Origin of the sequence: Rhizobium sp. YTU87027, from assembly GCF_050644135.1 — a bacterium.
Classification (GTDB): Bacteria; Pseudomonadota; Alphaproteobacteria; order Rhizobiales; family Rhizobiaceae; genus Rhizobium.
Genome location: NZ_CP098440.1, coordinates 1944928 through 1964010 on the forward strand (window position 1 = coordinate 1944928; position 19083 = coordinate 1964010).

At 59.6% G+C, this 19083-nt stretch carries 16 protein-coding genes, 1 other RNA gene and 1 pseudogene; 1 reads left to right on the forward strand and 17 read right to left on the reverse strand.

Features of this window, described 5'->3' with window-relative positions; all coding sequences use genetic code 11:
* Positions 1-78: 78 nt before the first annotated feature.
* The 12 genes from murB to mraZ all read right to left on the reverse strand — a co-directional run bounded on the left by murB (position 79) and on the right by mraZ (position 13880).
* Positions 79-1053, reverse strand: coding sequence for a UDP-N-acetylmuramate dehydrogenase (murB, locus tag NBG89_RS09785; RefSeq protein WP_088691958.1), 975 nt, complete (start codon positions 1051-1053; stop codon positions 79-81).
* The gene (murC, locus tag NBG89_RS09790; RefSeq protein WP_088691957.1) at positions 1050-2465 is read right to left on the reverse strand and encodes a UDP-N-acetylmuramate--L-alanine ligase; all 1416 of its coding nucleotides are present in this window, start codon (positions 2463-2465) and stop codon (positions 1050-1052) included. The genes murB and murC overlap by 4 nt, the downstream gene beginning before the upstream one ends.
* Complete coding sequence (murG, locus tag NBG89_RS09795) at positions 2462-3586, reverse strand: undecaprenyldiphospho-muramoylpentapeptide beta-N-acetylglucosaminyltransferase (protein ID WP_431319808.1); 1125 nt, start codon at positions 3584-3586, stop codon at positions 2462-2464. Before murG ends, murC begins: the two co-directional genes overlap by 4 nt.
* Positions 3587-3592: 6 nt before the next feature.
* Positions 3593-4747 carry a putative lipid II flippase FtsW gene (ftsW, locus tag NBG89_RS09800; RefSeq protein WP_431319809.1) on the reverse strand — a complete coding sequence of 385 codons (1155 nt, stop codon included), beginning with the start codon at positions 4745-4747 and terminating at the stop codon, positions 3593-3595.
* Position 4748: 1 nt separating this feature from the next.
* Positions 4749-6161 carry a UDP-N-acetylmuramoyl-L-alanine--D-glutamate ligase gene (gene murD / locus NBG89_RS09805; RefSeq protein ID WP_431319810.1) on the reverse strand — a complete coding sequence of 471 codons (1413 nt, stop codon included), beginning with the start codon at positions 6159-6161 and terminating at the stop codon, positions 4749-4751.
* Between the two features lie 7 nt (positions 6162-6168).
* Positions 6169-7269 carry a phospho-N-acetylmuramoyl-pentapeptide-transferase gene (gene mraY, locus NBG89_RS09810; RefSeq protein ID WP_431319811.1) on the reverse strand — a complete coding sequence of 367 codons (1101 nt, stop codon included), beginning with the start codon at positions 7267-7269 and terminating at the stop codon, positions 6169-6171.
* Positions 7270-7290: 21 nt separating this feature from the next.
* Positions 7291-8724, reverse strand: a complete 1434-nt coding sequence (locus NBG89_RS09815) for a UDP-N-acetylmuramoylalanyl-D-glutamyl-2,6-diaminopimelate--D-alanyl-D-alanine ligase (RefSeq protein WP_431319812.1) — start codon at positions 8722-8724, stop codon at positions 7291-7293.
* The gene (locus NBG89_RS09820) at positions 8721-10181 is read right to left on the reverse strand and encodes a UDP-N-acetylmuramoyl-L-alanyl-D-glutamate--2,6-diaminopimelate ligase (protein WP_431319813.1); all 1461 of its coding nucleotides are present in this window, start codon (positions 10179-10181) and stop codon (positions 8721-8723) included. Before NBG89_RS09820 ends, NBG89_RS09815 begins: the two co-directional genes overlap by 4 nt.
* Positions 10182-10248: 67 nt before the next feature.
* Complete coding sequence (locus NBG89_RS09825; RefSeq protein ID WP_431319814.1) at positions 10249-11991, reverse strand: peptidoglycan D,D-transpeptidase FtsI family protein; 1743 nt, start codon at positions 11989-11991, stop codon at positions 10249-10251.
* A 2-nt stretch (positions 11992-11993) separates the two neighbouring features.
* A complete protein-coding gene (gene ftsL / locus NBG89_RS09830; protein WP_431319815.1) occupies positions 11994-12398 on the reverse strand; it encodes a cell division protein FtsL in 405 nt (134 codons plus the stop codon).
* Between the two features lies 1 nt (position 12399).
* Complete coding sequence (rsmH, locus tag NBG89_RS09835; RefSeq protein WP_088703409.1) at positions 12400-13425, reverse strand: 16S rRNA (cytosine(1402)-N(4))-methyltransferase RsmH; 1026 nt, start codon at positions 13423-13425, stop codon at positions 12400-12402.
* A gap of 17 nt (positions 13426-13442) precedes the next feature.
* Positions 13443-13880: a division/cell wall cluster transcriptional repressor MraZ gene (mraZ, locus tag NBG89_RS09840; RefSeq protein WP_431319816.1), complete on the reverse strand. Its 438-nt coding sequence runs from the start codon at positions 13878-13880 to the stop codon at positions 13443-13445.
* A 580-nt stretch (positions 13881-14460) separates the two neighbouring features.
* On the opposite strand from mraZ, the gene NBG89_RS09845 reads away from it, so the two are divergent.
* Entirely contained in the window at positions 14461-14655 is a 195-nt protein-coding gene (locus tag NBG89_RS09845; protein WP_431319817.1) for a hypothetical protein, read from the forward strand.
* Between the two features lie 40 nt (positions 14656-14695).
* Here NBG89_RS09845 and rnpB read toward each other — a convergent pair.
* The 5 genes and pseudogenes from rnpB to NBG89_RS09870 all read right to left on the reverse strand — a co-directional run bounded on the left by rnpB (position 14696) and on the right by NBG89_RS09870 (position 18747).
* Positions 14696-15091, reverse strand: an RNA gene (rnpB, locus tag NBG89_RS09850) — RNase P RNA component class A.
* Positions 15092-15196: 105 nt separating this feature from the next.
* Positions 15197-16392: pseudogene (locus NBG89_RS09855) on the reverse strand (FAD-dependent oxidoreductase).
* A 100-nt stretch (positions 16393-16492) separates the two neighbouring features.
* Positions 16493-17017 carry a lytic transglycosylase domain-containing protein gene (locus NBG89_RS09860; protein ID WP_431319818.1) on the reverse strand — a complete coding sequence of 175 codons (525 nt, stop codon included), beginning with the start codon at positions 17015-17017 and terminating at the stop codon, positions 16493-16495.
* Positions 17018-17278: 261 nt separating this feature from the next.
* Positions 17279-18043: an N-acetylmuramoyl-L-alanine amidase gene (locus tag NBG89_RS09865; protein ID WP_431319819.1), complete on the reverse strand. Its 765-nt coding sequence runs from the start codon at positions 18041-18043 to the stop codon at positions 17279-17281.
* The gene (locus NBG89_RS09870; RefSeq protein ID WP_431319820.1) at positions 18040-18747 is read right to left on the reverse strand and encodes a TerB family tellurite resistance protein; all 708 of its coding nucleotides are present in this window, start codon (positions 18745-18747) and stop codon (positions 18040-18042) included. The genes NBG89_RS09865 and NBG89_RS09870 overlap by 4 nt, the downstream gene beginning before the upstream one ends.
* Positions 18748-19083: the final 336 nt, after the last annotated feature.

Consider the following 19083-nt stretch of genomic DNA (forward strand, 5'->3'; position numbering starts at 1 on the left):
GCGGCCTTTTTGTTATCTATAGCACAAGCGGAACGAGCTACTTCCGGTCGCTCGTTGCAGGAACGTTCCCGACACTGGCTATTCGCTGGTTACGCCCTGGAAAGGGCGGACTTCGCGTCCTGGCATGAAGACGCCGAAACGCTTGATTTCCCACTCAAGCTTGATACCGGAATTCTCGAAGACCTCACGGCGGACCTGTTCACCGAGATATTCGAGATCGTATCCCGTCGCTTGCCCCATGTTGATCATGAAGTTGCAGTGGAGCGACGACATTTGCGCGCCACCGATTACCAGCCCGCGGCACCCCGCTTCATCGATCAGCTTCCAGGCGGAATGACCTTCGGGATTCTTGAAGGTCGAGCCGCCAGTCTTTTCGCGGATCGGCTGGACCGTCTCGCGATGGTTGCGTACGGCATCCATCTCGGCCCGGATCTTGGCGCGATCCTCGCCGTACCCTTCGAAGAGCACCGACGTGAAAATCAGATCGTTCGGCACGGACGAATGGCGGTAAGAGTAACCCATGTCCGCGTTCGACAAGACATGTTTATTGCCCTTGCGGTCAACCGCGTTCACCTCGACGAGCCGCTCACGCGTCTCCGCGCCGTTGGCGCCGGCGTTCATGCGTGCTGCGCCGCCGATGCTGCCGGGAATGCCATAGTAGAAGTGGAAGCCGCCGATGCCGTTATCCATTGCCATGGCCGCGACGTGCTTGTCCGGGCAGATCGCGCCGGCGCGGATGCGGTTCTCGCCCGCGAGCTCGACCGAGCCGAAGCCCTTAGCCGAAAGCCGCAAGACGACGCCAGGAATGCCACCATCGCGCACGAGAATGTTGGAGCCCACGCCGACGACAGTGACCGGAACCTCTTCCGGCAAAAGCTTGAGGAAAGCAATAAGGTCGTCCTCGTCGTGCGGCTGGAACATCAGTTCCGCCAAACCACCAGCGTGGAACCAGGTCACACGGTCCATCGGTGCATCCGGCGTGATTCTTCCACGGATGTCCTTTACACTGCCGCCGAGCGACGCAAGAAGCTTTTCCCCATTCACCTGTTTCATGCAGATATTCCCGAAAGGCTTTCCAATTGCTTGGGCAACGCTGCCGCCCAGTACGTGATACTCCCAGCCCCCAACAGAACCACAAAATCCCCGGGCTTTGCAATCTCTGCGACCATTTCAGGCAAAAGCTCTGGGGACGGCAGGAAGCGGGCCTCGCGGTGGCCACCGGATTTGATCCGCGACACCAGTGCCTCGGAGTTCACCCCTTCGATAGGATCCTCACCTGCGGCATAAACAGGCGCAAGGAAAATGCTGTCCGCGTCGTTGAAGCAGGACGCAAACTCCTCGAAGAGACTCGATAGCCGCGAATAGCGATGCGGCTGATGCACCGCGATCACGCGACCCTTGCAGGCCTCACGCGCAGCCCGCAGCACCGCTTTGATCTCAACCGGATGGTGGCCGTAGTCATCGAAGATCTGTACGCCGTTCCACTCACCGGTCAGAGTGAAACGACGCTTGACGCCGCCGAAGGAGGCGAGTCCCTTGGCGATGTCCTCGCTCGACATGCCGAGACGGTTGGCGACCGCGATCGCGGCAGTGGCATTGGAGATGTTGTGGCGTCCGGGCATCGGCATGACGAGATTGTCGAGCTTGATGACCTGTCCGGTTCGCCGGCGGCGGATCTCGACGTCGAAGATAGAACGCGGACCCTCGACACGGACATTCATGAAACGAACGTCAGCCTGAGGATTTTCGCCATAGGTAATGATCTTGCGGTCCTCGATGCGGCCAACCAGCGCCTGGACTTCGGGATGGTCGAGACACAGTACGCCGAAGCCGTAGAACGGCACGTTCTCGACGAACTGGCGGAATGCAGCGCGAACGGCATCAAAGTTGCCGTAGTGGTCGAGGTGTTCGGGGTCGATGTTGGTGATAACAGCGACATCGGCGGGGAGCTTCAGGAAGGTGCCGTCGGACTCGTCGGCCTCCACCACCATCCACTCACCCTCGCCCATGCGCGCATTGGTGCCGTAGGCATTGATGATGCCGCCGTTGATCACCGTCGGGTCGAGCCCACCCGCTTCCAGCAACGTCGCCACGAGCGAGGTCGTCGTGGTCTTGCCATGCGTGCCGCCGATCGCAATCGCATTGCGGAAACGCATCAGTTCGGCAAGCATCTCCGCCCGGCGTACGACCGGCAGCAGCTTTTCGCGCGCAGCCACGAGCTCGGGATTGTTTTTCTTGATCGCAGTCGAGACGACCACCACTTCAGCGTCACCGAGGTTCTCTGCCTTGTGACCGACGAAGACTTCGATGCCCTTGTCGCGCAGACGTTGCACGTTGGCGCTGTCGGCCTGATCCGATCCCTGCACGCGGTGACCGAGATTATGGAGCACCTCGGCAATGCCGCTCATGCCGATGCCGCCGATGCCGATGAAATGAACGAGGCCGATGGCCTTCGGCATTTTCATGCGCGTTTCCCCTTGAACTCTGCAATTGTACGTCGTGCCGCAATAGCCTCTACCATGTCGGCAAGCAAGTTCGCAGCATCGGGTTTACCCGCCTGCTTGGCTGCAGCGGCCATCCGGGCAAGCTTTTCCGGGTCGTTCATCACGTGGGTGAGGATCGAAGCGATCTTCTCGGGCGAAAGCTCGGCCTGCGCAATGACCTTGGCGCCGCCGGTCGCCGCAAGCGCTGCCGCATTCGCCGCCTGATCGTGATCCAACGCATGCGGATAAGGCACGAGCACTGCCGGGCGCCCGATCACGGAAATCTCCGAAACTGTCGATGCGCCGGAACGGCAGATGACGAGATGTGCCGCAGCAAGTCGTTCGGCCATGTCCGTGAAGAACGGCGCCGTATCCGCAGCCATCTTCAGTTGAGCGACGCAGGCGCTCAACATGCCCATATCTTCCGGCCGCACTTGCTGGGTGATGCGCAGGCGATCGCGAAGCCCGTCCTCAAGCAAGCTAATCGCCGTCGGCATCGTCTTGGAGAAATACTGCGCGCCCTGGCTGCCGCCAAAGACGACGAGATTGAAAGGCTCACCGGGATTGGATGGAGAATACGGCACTTTCGCCGCCTCGATGATTGCCGGGCGCACCGGATTGCCAGTTGTCACCGTCTTGTCGGGAAACTGCCCGCCGCCCTCAGGCAGGAACCCGCCCGCGATCGCCTGCACACGGCTCGCCAGCGCCTTGTTGGCGCGTCCCATCACCGCATTCTGCTCATGAATCATGGCAGGCACGCCAAGGCGCGTGGCGGCCAGCAGCGGCGGTACGGTCGGATATCCGCCGAAGCCGACAACCACCACGGGCTTGAGACGCGCGATCAGTTTCTTGGCGGCCCGCATACCGCTCCAGAGCGTCCACAGAGAGCGAGCGACGGCAACCGGGTTCTTCGAACCGATCGTCGCCGACGGCACGACGTGGATTTCGTCGGCGGGGAATTTGCCGGCATAACGCTCGGCACGGCTATCGGTGACCAGATGCACGGAATAGCCGCGTTCCTTCAGCTTGTGGGCCAGGGCCTCCGCAGGAAACACATGGCCGCCGGTCCCCCCGGCGGCAAGCAGGACGATGCCTTTGCTCATAGGCAGTTACTCCGCCGGCATACCGTGCGCGACGCGGAAGAGGCTCCGATCCTGCGCACGTTTTTCCGGCCTATGACGCGTCAGCGCAAGAATAAACCCGGCGGTGACGCAGATAGCGACCATGGACGAACCGCCATAGGAAATCAGCGGCAAGGTCATACCCTTTGCCGGCAGCAGTTCGAGATTGACGCCTACGTTGATGATCGACTGTATGCCGATCTGCAACACGAGGCCAGCGACGGCAAAGCGGTTGAAGTCGTTCCGTTCCTTGTAGGCATGCGAGAGACCGCGCAGCACGAGAACGGAAAACAGCGCGACCAGCGCCATGCAGAAGACGATGCCGAATTCCTCGGCTGCGACCGAAAAGATGAAGTCGGTATGCGCATCAGGGATGATACGTTTGACGATGCCCTCGCCCGGGCCTTGGCCGAACCAGTCGCCGCGGATGATCGCTTCGCGCGCCGTATCGATCTGGAAGGTGTCGCCTTCTCCGGTCAGGAACTTGTCGATGCGCAGCGCCACGTGCGGGAAGATGTAGTAGGCGCTGACGAGCCCGCCGACACCGCCTGCACCGAGCACGATGATCCATATCCACGGCATGCCGGCCATGAAGAACATGCCGCCCCAGACGGCGGTCGTCAGGATCGTTTGTCCAAGGTCAGGCTGTGCGACCAGAAGTGCTGCGACAATGCCGAAGAGGATGATGGCGAAGAGATTGCCTGGTATCTCAGGCTGCCTTGCGTGCTCGGCAAAGAGCCAAGCGCAAACGACCACGAAGGCGGGCTTCATGAATTCGGAGGGTTGGATCGAGATGCCGGCCAACGTGACCCAACGGCGGGAACCCTTGACTTCGACGCCGAAAAACAGTGCCAGCAGCATCATGCCGAGCGCAGCGATCAACAGGATGATCGCCGTGCGTCGCACCTGGCGCGGCGTCAGGAAGGACAGCCCAACCATCACGGCGAGTGACGGGATCATGAAAGCCGCATGGCGCTTGACGAAGTGGAACGGCTCCAGCCCGATACGCTCGGCAACGGCTGGCGAAGCGGCGAACGACAGCATGAAGCCGATGCCCATCAGGAAGATGAACATCGCCAGAAAAAAGCGGTCGATGGTCCAAAACCAATCGGCCAGAGGCCCACGTTCCGCGCGGCTTACCATGTCACTTATCTCCTGTTGCCGAATCGATCAGCATGGTGATTCCGTCGAGCGCTGCCACATGGCTGACAAATGCATCGCCCCTGACTTCAAAGTTCTTATATTGGTCGAAGCTTGCGCAAGCCGGGGATAGCATCACGGCCAGCGGGCCGCTTTCATCCTTTTCGGCATCCGCAGCCGCGTGCGCGACGGCGCGCTCCAGCGTACCGGAAATCTCGTATGGCACCGCCTCGCCAAGCGTCGCGGCAAATTCGGCCGCCGCCTCGCCAATCAGGTAGGCCTTAGCGATGCGTGGAAAGAAACCCGTCAGTGAGGTGATGCCTCCGGCTTTTGGCAATCCACCGGCAATCCAGTAGATGCGGTCATAGCTCGACAGCGCTGGAGCTGCCGCGTCAGCATTCGTAGCCTTGGAGTCGTTGACGAAAACGACGCTGCCGCGACGTCCGACCGGCTGCATGCGATGCTTGAGCCCAGGGAAGGACACCAACCCCGCACGTATTTCCTCTTCGGAGACACCGACTGCAAGGCACGCAGCAACCGCTGCCGCGGCATTCTGCGCGTTGTGGCCACCGCGTAGTGTCTGGATGCCGTCAAGATCGGCGATCGGCTTCGTCGCGCCTCCCGAGGCTCGGATGAGCTTCGTTCCTTCTGCATAGATGCCATAGGGAAGCGCATGGCGACGGGAAATTCGCGTAACCTTGCCGCCGGCTCGCTCGATACGATCTGCGATCATCTCGCAGTGGCTGTCGTCCACACCGACCACAGCGACACCGCTGCCGGCGACCAGACGCTCCTTGATGTCGGCATAGTGCTGTATCGTGCCATGACGATCGAGATGATCCGGCGTCAGGTTGAGCAGGATACCGGCGGACGGATTGAGCGTCGGCGCAAGGTCGATCTGGTAGGACGAGCATTCGACGACGTAAAAGCGTCCATCCTTCGGCGGGTCGAGCGTCAGCACCGCCGTCCCGATATTGCCGCCGAGCTGAGTGTCGCGACCGCTCGACTTCAGGATATGCGCGACCAGCGCGGTCGTCGTCGACTTGCCGTTGGTGCCGGTAATGGCAATGAACGGGCAATCGGGCGCGTGCGCCCGGCGCTCGCGCACGAAGAGCTCGACGTCGCCGACGACATCGACGCCGGCGGCACGCGCAAGATCAACCGTCCAGTGCGGCTTGGGGTGCGTCAGCGGCACGCCCGGTGAAAGCACGAAAAGCGACTGCGCGCTCCAGTCAATGGTACGCAGATCGGCGGTATGGATACCCTCGGCCGCCGCTTTGGTGACGCTATCCGGATTGTCATCCCAGGCGGTCACCTCGGCGCCGCCCAGTTTCAGCGCGCGCGCCGTGGCAAAGCCGGAACCGCCGAGCCCGAACAGCGCGACCTTCTTTCCTGACAGCGTCGTAACGGGGATCATCGCCGCCTCACCGCAGCTTCAGGGTGGAGAGGCCAAGCAGGGCGAGACCGACCGCGATGATCCAGAAGCGGATGACCACCTGGCTTTCCGTCCAGCCCTTCTTCTCGAAATGGTGATGGATCGGCGCCATCAGGAAGACCCGCCGGCCGGTCATCTTGAAGTACCCGACCTGGATGATGACAGAGAGCGTTTCCATCACGAACAGGCCACCGATGATCGCCATGACGATCTCGTGCTTGGTAGCGACGGCAACCGTACCGATCGTGCCGCCAAGCGCCAGCGAGCCGGTGTCGCCCATGAAGATTGCGGCGGGCGGCGCGTTGAACCAGAGAAAGCCGAGACCGGCGCCGATGACGGCCCCGAGCACCACCGAAAGCTCGCCGGTGCCCGGTACGAAGTTGATCTGCAGATAGTTTGCAAAGACGGCATTACCCGCGAGATACGCAATCACCCCGAAGGATGCTGCGGCGATCATCACCGGCACGATGGCGAGCCCATCGAGACCATCGGTCAGGTTCACGGCATTGCCGGCGCCGACGATCACGAAGCCGCCGAAGAAGACGAACATGATGCCGAGATTGATCATGAAGTCCTTGAAGAACGGGAACGCGATCGATGAGCCGAAGGTCGAGCCCGCGGTTCCGGATGCAAGTGCCGTTCGCATCATGAAGTAAACGGCAATGCCGGCGATCACGAACTCGATGCCGAGTCGCGCCTTGCCGGAGAAGCCTTTGTGGCTCTGCTTGGTGACCTTGAGGTAGTCGTCATAGAACCCGATCGCGCCGAAACCGAGGGTGACGAGCAGCGTGGCAACGACGTAGACGTTCGAAAGATCAGCCCACAGCAGCGACGACCCGACGATACCCGCGAGGATCATCAGGCCGCCCATGGTCGGCGTACCGGCCTTCTTGAAATGCGTCTGCGGACCGTCGGCGCGGATCGGCTGCCCCTTGCCCTGGCGGATGCGCAGCGAATTGATGATCGTCGGACCAAAGAGGAAGACAATGAAGGCGGACGTAAACAGGGAGGCGCCCGTGCGGAAGGTAATGTACCTGAACAGATTCAAGAATTTCAGGTGTTCCGACAGTTCGACAAGCCAAATCAGCATTCAGGGCCCCTTGTTACCCGCTCAAAAATCGCGTTGCGTGTCGGCAAATGGCGGGAATTTGTCAAGGAGCGCGGCGACGATCTTGCCGAAACCGATGCCCAGTGACGATTTTACCATCAGCACGTCGCCAGCCGCGACAGCGTTCAATACATATTCTGCTAGTTCTTCGGTCTTCTCGTAGTGGACGACCTGCACGCTCTCGGGGAGCGATTCCTTCAGCGCAACCATTTCGGGCCCGGCGAGCCAAACATGCTCGATACCGGCTGCGAGCAACGGCCCCGCCAGATCCGAATGAACTTTCTCCGCGTAGTCACCCATCTCCAGCATATCGCCAAGCACAGCGATGCGCCGCCCAGCGCCCGCTGGCACCGAACTCGCAAGCACAGCGATTGCCGCCCGCATCGAAGCAGGATTGGCGTTGTAGCTTTCGTCGATGACAGTGAAAGTGCCGTGGTCGATCGTCAGCCGATGACGGCGGCCCCTGCCCTTCTCCGGCTGGAGCGTCGCAAGGGCGGTGATTGCCTGGTGCATGTCCGCACCGACAAGCTTGACAACACCAAGGGCGGCCAGTGCATTTTCGGCGATGTGCCGGCCCGGTGCGCCGATCGCCACCTCCTTCGTATCGCCGTCAATGGTGATCCACAACGTCGAACTTTGATCGGAGCCGTTAAACTCCGCCAGGCGGAAATCCGCCTTGGCGTGCTGACCGAACGAATGGATGTGCTGGATACCTTGGGCCTGCGCGGTACGCTCCAGGAAGTTGAACTGATCGTTGTCGCGATTGAGCACGACCTGCCCGCCCGGCACGACGCCTTCGAAAATCTCCGCCTTGGCGGTCGCGATTTCCCGTATGCTCTTGAAATTGCCGAGATGAGCCGGCGCGATCGTCGTGACCACGGCGACATGCGGCCTGATCATCTTGACCAGCGGACGGATCTCGTCCGGATGGTTCATGCCCACTTCGAAGACGCCGAAATAGGTATCAAGCGGCATCCGGGCGAGCGTCAAAGGCACGCCCCAGTGATTGTTGAACGAGGCCACCGAAGCATGCACCTTGCCCGATGGGGACAAGACGCGCCGCAACATCTCCTTGGTCGTGGTCTTTCCGACTGAACCGGTCACGGCTATGATCTGGGCGCGAGAACGCGCACGCGAGGCAATCGCGAGCTTGCCGAGTGCCGCCAATACATCTTCGACGACGATCACTGGAACGGTGAGCCGCCCCATGGCGGGAAGGCGAGCTTCGCTGACGACGAGAAGAGCGGCGCCGTTTGCCATTGCCATCGACGCAAAGTCGTGGCCGTCAACGCGGTCGCCCTTGATGGCGAAGAAGGCTTCGCCGGGCGCAATGGAGCGGCTGTCGATGGAAATCCCGGTAGTGCCCTCAGGCAAAGTGCCGAACGGCCGCCCTGCCATGGCCGCAATCATGTCTTCCGTCGTCCAAAGCCAGTTCACGGTTTCAGCTCCTCCAAAGCCTTACGCAATTCCGCGTGATCCGAAAAAGGCAGGGTGACGCTCCCGATCGTCTGCCCTTCTTCGTGCCCCTTGCCGGCAACGATCAGCGTGTCGCCAGATGTCAGCATAGCAACCGCCGTGCGAATTGCCTCCGCGCGATCGCCGACCTCGGTTGCGCAGCCTGCGGCCGCCATGATCTCGGCACGAATGGACGCCGGCTCTTCCGAGCGCGGATTATCATCGGTGACGATCACCACGTCGGCCAGACGGCAGGCGATTTCACCCATGATCGGGCGCTTGCCGCGATCACGATCGCCGCCGCAGCCAAATACGACGATCACCCGGCCGGTCGTAAACGGCCGAACGGATTCCAGAACGTTGGAAAGCGCGTCGGGCTTATGTGCATAGTCGACATAAGCGAGTGCACCGTCCCTGGTGTGGCCCACCAATTCGAGACGGCCGGATGCGCCCTGCAGCTTTTCGAGCGCCGCCATGGCGACCTTCGCCGGCACGCCCGTCGACATCGCAAGACCCGCCGCCACAAGGGCGTTCGCGACCTGGAAATCGCCGGCAAGCGGAATATCGACCTCGAAGATTTCGTCGCCGGCATGGATTTCGGCCACCTGCTTGTGGCGGAAATGCTCGACGCGCTTCAGCGTCAGGTAGTCGCCCTTGCGACCAACGGTGCGAACATCGTGGCCCGCATCGCGCGCAGCTTTGACTGCTTGCTCCGACCACGCATCGTCGGCGAAAATCACCGCCGGTGCGCCCTTCGGCAGCAGCGTATCGAACAGCCGCATTTTCGCGGCCATGTAGCTTTCGACCGTCGGATGGTAGTCCATATGATCGCGGCCGAGATTGGTAAAGGCAGCGGCCGCGAGCCTGACGCCATCGAGGCGACCCTGATCGAGACCATGGCTGGAGGCTTCCATCGAGGCATGCGTGACACCCTCGTCGGAAAGCTCGGCCAGCAATTTGTGAAGCGACACCGGATCGGGTGTCGTTAGCGAGCCGTATTCGTTGCGTGTCGGCGAGACAACGCCCGTCGTGCCGATCATCGCGGCCGGATGTCCGGCATAGGCCCAGATCTGCCGGGTAAAGGAAGCGACAGACGTCTTGCCAGCTGTGCCGGTCACAGCAACCATCGTTTCCGGCTGCCTGGCATAAAAGTGAGACGCTGCGATCGACAGGAAGCGACGTGAATCGTTCACGACGAGAACGGGTATGGAAGTATCAATACTATGGGACGCAACGGCCACGACGGCGCCGCGTGTAGCCGCGTCCGCGATAAAGCCTGCTCCATCAGCCTTCGTCCCGGCGACAGCAACAAACACCATTCCGGGTTCGATCTTGCGGCTGTCGGACGAGACGCCTGAAACCGCCAGCGCTCCGACAGACCCAGCCAATTGATCTTCAAGTTCCGGAAATGCATCTCCGGCGATGTCTCGCAAGTTCATCGAATGTACTTTTCTCTCTCAAGCCGCCGCGCCCCCGTGGCGAATCGGCTCCGACATTCATTCAGACTCAATAAGACACCAACATGGCCGATCCGTCGTCACCGAACTTCGGTTCCACACCGAGAATAGGCGCTGCACGAGCAATAATGTTCTTCACCATAGGCGCTGCCGTGTACGCGGCGATGTTCTGCCCCTTCTCGCCATTGTGCGGTTCATCGCAGAACGTCAGCACCACATATTTCGGGTCATCGATCGGAAATGCCGCAAGGAAGGCGTTGAAATTGAGGTTCGACGCATAACGGCCGTTGACGACCTTGTCCGCCGTGCCGGTCTTGCCGCCGACGTTGAAGCCGGGAACGTCGGCATTACGGCCCGAGCCCTTGATGCCGTTCAGCTTGAAGAGATAACGAACGTCGTCGCTGGTCGTCTTCTTGACGACTACTTCTGCAACTTCGTCGGCCTGTTCGCGGTTACGCGGCAAGAAGGTCGGCTCAATCAGCTTGCCGCCATTGACGAGTGCCGCACCGGCAACCGCCGTCTGCAGCGGGGTCGTGGAAACGCCGTGACCGAAGGAGATCGTCACCGAGTTGATCTTCTTCCAGACCTTCGGCTGGCTCGGCATCTTCACCTCGGGTAGCTCGGTCCGCATCTTGGTTAGCAGACCGAGTTTCGTCAGATAGTCCTTCTGCGCATCGATGCCGACGATGTCGATGATACGGGCGGTACCGACGTTCGACGAGTACTGGAACACCTCGGGCAGCGTCAGCCAACGGCGCTGGCCGTGGAAGTCGTGGATGGTGAAGCCGCCGATACGGATCGGTTGCGTCGCATCAAAGCTGTCGTTGAGGCTGACCTTCCCGGTGTCGAGTGCCATTGCGAGGGAGAAGGTTTTGAAGGTTGACCCCATCTCGAACGTGCCGTTCGACATGCGGTTAAGCCATCCTTCCTTGGCGCCTTCCAACGGGTTGTTGGGATCGAAATCCGGGGCCGATGCCATTGCCAGCACTTCACCGGTATGAATATCGAGGATAACAGCGCCGGCGCCTTTTGCCTCGTAGTTCTTGACGGCATTGACGACGACGTCGCGCACGATGTTCTGGACACGGATGTCAATCGACAGGCGAACCGGCTCGAGCGGCTGGTCGCTTGTCATGCCGACTGAAGCGAGGTCGGCAAGACCCTGATCGTCAATGTATTTTTCCATGCCGGCAACGCCGCGGTTATCGATGTTGACGTAACCGAGGATGTGCGCCGCAGTCGGGCCGCCCGGATAGAAGCGGCGCTTCTCCGGCCGGAAGCCGATGCCGGGAATGCCGAGCGCGAGAATCTGGCTTTGCTGCTTCGGCGTCAGCTGGCGACGCAGCCAAGCAAAGTGGGAGGTGCGGTTTGCGAGCTTCTTATAGGTACCCTTCATGTCAAGGTCGGGCAGGACCGTGGCAAGTTTCTCGACCGCCTCGTCAGCGTCAACGACCTTATTCGGCTCGGCAAAGAGCGAGACCGTGCGGATATCGGTCGCCAGCACTTCGCCGTTTCGATCCAGGATATCCGGACGCGAGGCCATCAGACGATCCGGTGGCAGGATACTGGACACGACCTCGGGATCACGGATCGCGTATTCGACAAGACGCCCGCCGATGACGCAATAGACCCCGAGGAAACCGACGATCAGGAGCCCAACGCGGCTCTTGGCCTGTCCCGCCCTCTTCTTTCGCGATCCCTCAATCGGCATATTGCCGCCGAGGCGGTTGTGTGTGCCGGCGGAGAAATGCGCCTGGCTCTTCAAGACCATGATGCGTGAAAGAAACGACATCTCTACTCCACCGATCCGGTTGCCATCATGTCTTCTTCTTCGGCCTGTGGCGCTACTGCCTTCGGCTTTGCCTTTCCAGAACCGGCCTTCGCTTCGGTAACGTCAGGAACAGGGACCTGCGACTTCAACATCGGCAGTTCCTTGGTATGGACGAGCGACGTTGAAGCCGTTGGCTGCAACTGAAGCTCACCATTGTAGTTGTTGACGAGACGCTCGAGCCTGTTCGGCTGGGACAGCAGCGCCCAATCTGCCTTCAGCAGATCGATGGTATCCTTCTCGAGCTTGATCTCCGCTTCGAGGCGATGAACTTCCTCGAGCTTGAGCTCGGCATGGTGCTTGATCGTGTAAGTGACAGCCGCAGCCGCTGTCATGACACCGACGAGGATGAGGTCCAAGGTTCTCAGCATATCAGGCTCCGAGCTTTCCGAGACTCGCCAGATTCGGCAATCCGAAGATGGAAATATCTGCTGCTTCAGCGGGTGCCGCAGTGCGCAACCCTGCCCGCAACTTGGCTGACCGAGCCCGCGGGTTTGCAGCGGCTTCAGCCTCGCTTGCCGAGACCATGGGCTTGCCGATACGCTCAAAGGTCGCCGCACGCTCATGCGCCACCGGCAGATGACGGGAGCCCGAAGCCTTGCCCGCGCGATCGGAGAAGAACGTCTTGACGATCCGGTCCTCGAGCGAATGGAAGGTAACGACAACAAGACGTCCGCCGGGCTTCAGGACGCGCTCGGCCGCAAACAACGCCTGCGCCAGTTCGCCCAGCTCATCGTTGACGAATATCCGGAGCGCCTGGAAGACACGCGTCGCCGGATGAATCTTGTCCTTCATCTTGCGCGGCGTGACGAGCTCAATCAACCCGGCCAGATCGCGCGTGGTCTCGAATGGCTTTTCAGCCCGCCGCTTTTCAATCGCATGCGCGATGCGCGGCGACTGACTTTCCTCTCCGAGAAAATGAAAGATTCGAATCAGATCTGCGACCTTGGCGCGATTGACCACATCGGCCGCGGAAACGCCTGCAGCCGACATACGCATATCCAGAGGTCCATCCTTCTGGAACGAGAAGCCGCGCTCTGCTTCATCGATCTGCATTGAAGACACGCCGATGTCGAGCACGACCCCATCCAACCCTTCGGATGGAGCAGCCTCGGCCAATTGAGAGAACTGCGAATGAACGAGCTTCAAACGACCCTGGCTCTCCGCGACAAGGGCCTGACCGGCTTCGATAGCAGTCGGATCGCGATCCAAGGCGATCACACAGGCACCAGCGCCAAGAATGGCAGAAGTGTAGCCGCCGGCGCCGAAGGTGCCATCCAGAATGATTTTGCCGGGCAACGGCTCGAGCGCAACCAGAACCTCGTTGAGAAGAACCGGAATGTGGCGAACCGGTCCGCCACCGGCATCAATTGAATCTCCGCCAGGATTCGCCGCCATTCCGTTCCCTCGTACCGTTAGGAACGCCCGCCCGCCAGCCGACGCCCTCCTCGTGCCTGCATCTGGGCAGCCTGAAATGCCTGCGGCTGCCACAGCTGAAAATGATCCGCCCGACCGACGAAGGTCACCTCGTCCGAGATACCGGTGAAGTCGCGGATGAAATCCGTGACCATCAGCCGACCTTCCGCATCGAGCTTCATGAAGATACCGCCCCCGTGGATGAGAAGCGACATCTCGTTCGCGTCCGACGAAAACGGATCCTCCGCAGAAATCTGACGCTCGAATCTCTCCAGGAGATCCGGACCGCCGACACTGATCGCCGGAAACACAAAGTCCTGGAAGCAATAGAGCTCCTGAACATTGCGCTGCGCCAGCACGGATCGAAAGGCCGCCGGCACGGAAACCCTGCCCTTGGAATCGATTCTGTTGGTCGCATTTGAAAGGAAGCGGCCCATGACACGAAACATCCGTTCCCGAAAGAGCCCGGACTGAACTCACAAGCCCGGAACCTCGAAATTCAGGCACAGCTTCGCGAGCCGAATGAGCAAGACCCCATCCGGCGCTTCCGGAACGGAAGACACCTTGGCTTTGCGATTGGTGGGCACATACTTGCCCTTGCGCAGTGCATGAATGGGATAACATGGGACCATATGGGCGTCAATGGGAAACGCCCGTCTCACGATGAGCGCAGTATCGAAAATTTATAAGCTGTTAAGTTTAACAAAGGGTTAGGATCGCGCTTGCCGATGCCAGGCAGGCGCGCTTCAAGCACGCTCCGGAAGGCGGCACATGTTTCATATCGGTACAGCCAAATATGCGATTTCCAACAAAGGCTTAGGGCTCGCTCCTCAACGGTGGCGGACGCCGGTCGGAGGCGCCCGCATGAAGAGGTCTGCGGCCGCTATCTCCTTTGAAGTAGGCGACCAAGCTATTCGGATATTACCACGTGCAAAATAATAAGGAGCCGGAGAATTGAATTAGTTCAGCGCTACAGCATATTACTAAAAACTAAATAAGTAATCGTGGAGTAATGCTATGACAAACTTCACATTAAAGGGACTTCTTTACGGTCGCTTTGAGCCGGAAAAGCGTATTTCGTTGTCGCAGTCTGGCATGACGACCGATATCCAATGCGATTCCTGCGGCAAGATATTCAAACGCTGGTCCATTCTCGCCCGTAGCAGCACCACCTGCGATGAATGCCTGGCGAAGGCACCGACCGCCCACTAACAATCGTCAACATCAACAAGACACGTCTCTGCAAAGACAGTTCGCCAGCTGGCCTGTAAGCCGGGTTCTGTATGGCCCCGGCCAAAGCCGGAACGTGGCAGCCATTCCTCTGGGACAGCGTTTGCACGCTGCCTCACGCAACCCACCCGGATGACTGACCTGGAAACCGGCCGGAAGGCTCGCGCCTACCACGTCATCCCTATTCGGTCTTGCTCCCGGTGGGGTTTACCTTGCCATCGCCGTTACCGGAGATGCGGTGGGCTCTTACCCCACCCTTTCACCCTTACCTGCCGAGGCAGGCGGTTTGCTTTCTGTGGCACTTTCCCTGAGGTCGCCCTCGCCGGACGTTATCCGGCACCGTGTTTCCGTGGAGCCCGGACTTTCCTCACCCTACCGCCTTTCGGCATTGGTAAAGCGCGGCTGCCCGGCCAACTGGCACGGCTCCCTTAGCGGAGACGCGAAGCGAATGCCACTGAAATATCGTGGGTCTCTACGCATACATGCAATAGGCGACAAGGCACCTCCCCGACCGGATGCGTGCCTAACGGAAGACGGGCGTCAGCTCCCTGCCAAAGTCCTCGGCGCCGAGCCAGCCTTGCGTCATAACGATAGCGCCCAGTCGGCCGAGCTCATCGGATGACTTTGCGGCAACAAAATTGCCACCTGCCAAAACTGCAATTCGGGGAGAATCCGTATAGCCCACATAGGGATAGGCTGTTGTCGTGAAGCTTGCCACACACGGCGCGGAGGTGGTCGGGCAGCCAGCCAGAGCCGGCATTAGTTGGAGTGCCGTTGAGACCAGATTATCGCGCTCCAGCAGATCGCCGTCAGAGTGAAACCACGCCGCGATATCTTCGAGCGTTTCGAATGACCGCGCCTCAAGATCGCCGCCGAGTTTCAGATAGGTCCGACCGTCAGGGTACCGCACAGGCGGCAAGATAAAGACGTGGTCCTCGTCGCGGTCGCCAAAGACGATCGTTGAAGGCATTTTTGCGAAAATCGCCGTCTCCCGCTCGCCAAGTTCAAAGAACGCAACGGTGCGGGCAGCAACTCTGATCTCGATGGGCGCTGGCAGGAGATTGTTGAAATTGCTGAAGCCGCCGGCGGCGACCAGTACGCGCTCTGCAGTATAGCTCTTGCCGCCTGCGCGGACTTCGATGGATGCGCCTTGGTCGCGAACGGAGGTAACGGTCGCGTCGATGGCCGTCGCACCCGCGTCCTCGGCAAGTTTGGTTTGCGCCCGAACCAAAGCGCGCGGATTGATGTGGCCTGCCCGCAGCCCTTCGAAATAGCCGTCGAACGACGGATTGAGGGAAAACTGCGGAAAGCGCGCGCGCAACGCCGCCGGCGTCAACAATTCGACGTCGAGATTGAGCGTTTCGCTCACCTGCAACGCCCGACCGAGATACCCTTCACCCCGTCGCGTGGGCGGCCCGGCAAACAGACAACCCACTTGCGAGAAAAAGGAAATACCGCTTTTCGCTTCGATTTCCCCGTAGCGATCGAGCGATCGAGCGAGCGAGCCGCGAGCGTCGCCCAGACCATATCGTCGTCGAAGGACCGCGTGATGCGGGCCTCGTCATAGTGGCTGGCAAAAACACCATTATGGCTCTTGCGCTCGACCGGTTCACTGGGGCCGATGAGCGCAATACCCTCAATCATCCCGGAAAGATGGCGGGCAGCAGCCGCGCCCATCATTCCGCGCCCGACGATGATCACCTTGAAATCAACTGCCACGTGTCACCTCATTTCCGAGGCCAGATAACACAGGCGTGATGTTGAATCATATTGTTAAGTGCCTCGTCGAAGTGACTCTCGAACAGGCAGTTTCAGCTGATCAATCGAGCATCGCCAGGACTTTGCCGCAATAGGCCTTCGAGACCGGATTCATGCGGGTTGCGCCATGGCCGGCATTGTACTTCAGAATCGTGTCGCAGGTCTCACCACCGCCAAGCTGATGCGCCGCGGCCAGGTATTTCATGCCGAACTTGATGTTCGTCTCCGGATCGAACAATCCCTTACTCGTCCCCGAATAGCCCATCATCCTTGCCGTCGCCGGCTTGATCTGCATGAGACCTATTTCGCCCGCGCTACCGCGTGCATTCGGATTGAAATTACTCTCTACACGCACGACCGCTTGAGCAAGCTCGACCGGCACATTGTACTGGTTTGCGTATTTGACGATGAGAGCTGAATACTGGTTGGTCGTGGTCGTGAAGTCCGGCATCGCATAGCCACTAGTCCGGTCAACAGTCTTCAAAGGAACCGTCTGAGATCTTGCACCCCATTCGCCCGCGAACGCGCAATTCATACCCATCAACAGTGCGCCCGCGCACACTGTAGCAGAAATAAACCTATTCATTCAGTCTAATTACTCCGACCCAAAGAACTTCCGGATCTTGTTTGAAATAACAATCCGGACACATGCAGCAGATCTATGTTAGATATTCTGCAACAATTCTTTTTGTTTCAATTGACGACCGCTAGAAACCCCAAACAAAACAAGCGGTGCCGTTCGACGATTGGCGTTAGACCATCGCAATGAGGAGATAATAGGGAAATGATGTGGCGACGTAGCAGACTCTCGAAATCCCGGGAGTCAGCGCCACTTCAAAAGTACTACTTATGAGCAGTAACGCGGAAGCGACGCCAGCAGACGGTGCAGCGTGTCAATCGTCGAAAAATCCGCAATTCCGTCGATTCGGGCGGGCCGAAAATGCCGCTGGAAGGCCTCGACCTCGCCCGCCATCTTGTCGGAGAATTCGCCTGTAATTTCCGTCGCATAACCGTAGAGCGAGAGCATCGACTGCAGGGCTTCGACAGGTTGGCCGCGGTCGCCGCGTTGGAAAAATCTTCCACCGGAGATCGGCGCGGGCTCAACCCAGTGGCCGATACCGGCCCTGTGGAGCTCTGACCAAGGAAATTTTTCTCCCGGATCCACCTTCCGAATCGGCGCCACATCGGAGTGTCCGAGCACCCTCTCGGGGGCAATGGACCAACGTTGGCCGCAATCGCGACACAATTCGATGACCGCCCGAATTTGTTCTTGGGGATACTCTGGAAGTCCGCCAGGATGACCGGCATTGGCAATCTCGATCCCGATCGACAAAGAGTTGATGTCGGTCTCGCCCTGCCAGTAACTTTTGCCGGCGTGCCAGGCACGACGCTCCTCGGGCACCAGTTGGAGAACTGCGCCATCTTCACCTACGAAGTAGTGGCTCGACACCTGGCTTTCGTCGCGACAGAGCCACTCCAGCGCTCCCTCGGGCGTCGGCATGCCTGTGTAGTGAAGAAGGATCATGTTAGGCTTGCGCCCGTCCGCACGCTCGCCGTGATTGGGCGAAGGACGAACAGTTGCCTTCCGGTAATCGGCCTCGAATGAGGTCATGCGGCGCGGCGTTCCTTCTCGATCGCCTCGTAGGCTGCATTCAGCGCAGCCATACGCTCGTTGGCAATGGCATGGAACTCGGCCGGAACGCCGCGGGAAATCAGCCGATCCGGATGGTGTTCGCTCACAAGCCCATGATAACGGCGGCGAATCGTCGTGAAGTCGTCCGATGGCGAAACGCCGAGCACCTTGTAGGGATCGCGACCCATGGAGACATGGCGCGCGGCGATCCGTTCGAAGTGCTCTTCATTCATATGGAAGATCTCGCCGACGTGCCGCAGGAACGCCAATTCCTTTTCATGGATGAGCCCGTCGGCCTTGGCGATGTGGAAGAGACCGTCCAACACCTCTTCCAGTACCGGGCAATTGGCTGCGCATGTCACGCATAAGGACGAAAGACGTTCCGCATAGGCTTCATAACCGGCGACGTCCTGACGCGCCAGATTATAGAGGCGAGCGACATTCTTTGCCTGCTCGGGCGGGAATTCAAAGATCTCACGGAAGGCATTCACCTCCTTCTCGCTCACGATTCCGTCCGCCTTTGCCATCTTCGCCGACAGAGCGATGATGGCGACCGAGAAGGCGACCTTGCGGCGCGTCTCGGGATCACCCTCGAAAACTGTCCGGATAGCCTCGACCACAGCAGAAAGAACGTTACCCGCGGTGTTGCCTATGGCATTCAGCAGTTTTTCCCAGAAGGACATAAAGGTCTCTCGCAGTGCAAATAGGAGAAATACCTTGACCAAATAATGCCTGCCTTTGCAAGGCGGCGATTGGTCGTAGGGTTGAATAGACTTTTCACAATTCGTTTATGGTCATAGTGCGAAGCCTCGCAAGATCGCGTACGGGGCAGGTTCCAATTGCGGCCGGCGAGCGACGATCGCGCTTTCCACAGCCCTTCTGAAGTGCGATCTCGAGCTTGAAACGATTATATCATCGCTTCTGTCTATCTTCGCCGTTCCGGGCCCTATTTTCACAATAACTACACTTTACATGCCTCTTTCCCTGTCGCATCCATGCGTCAGGTAAGCAGCACGCAA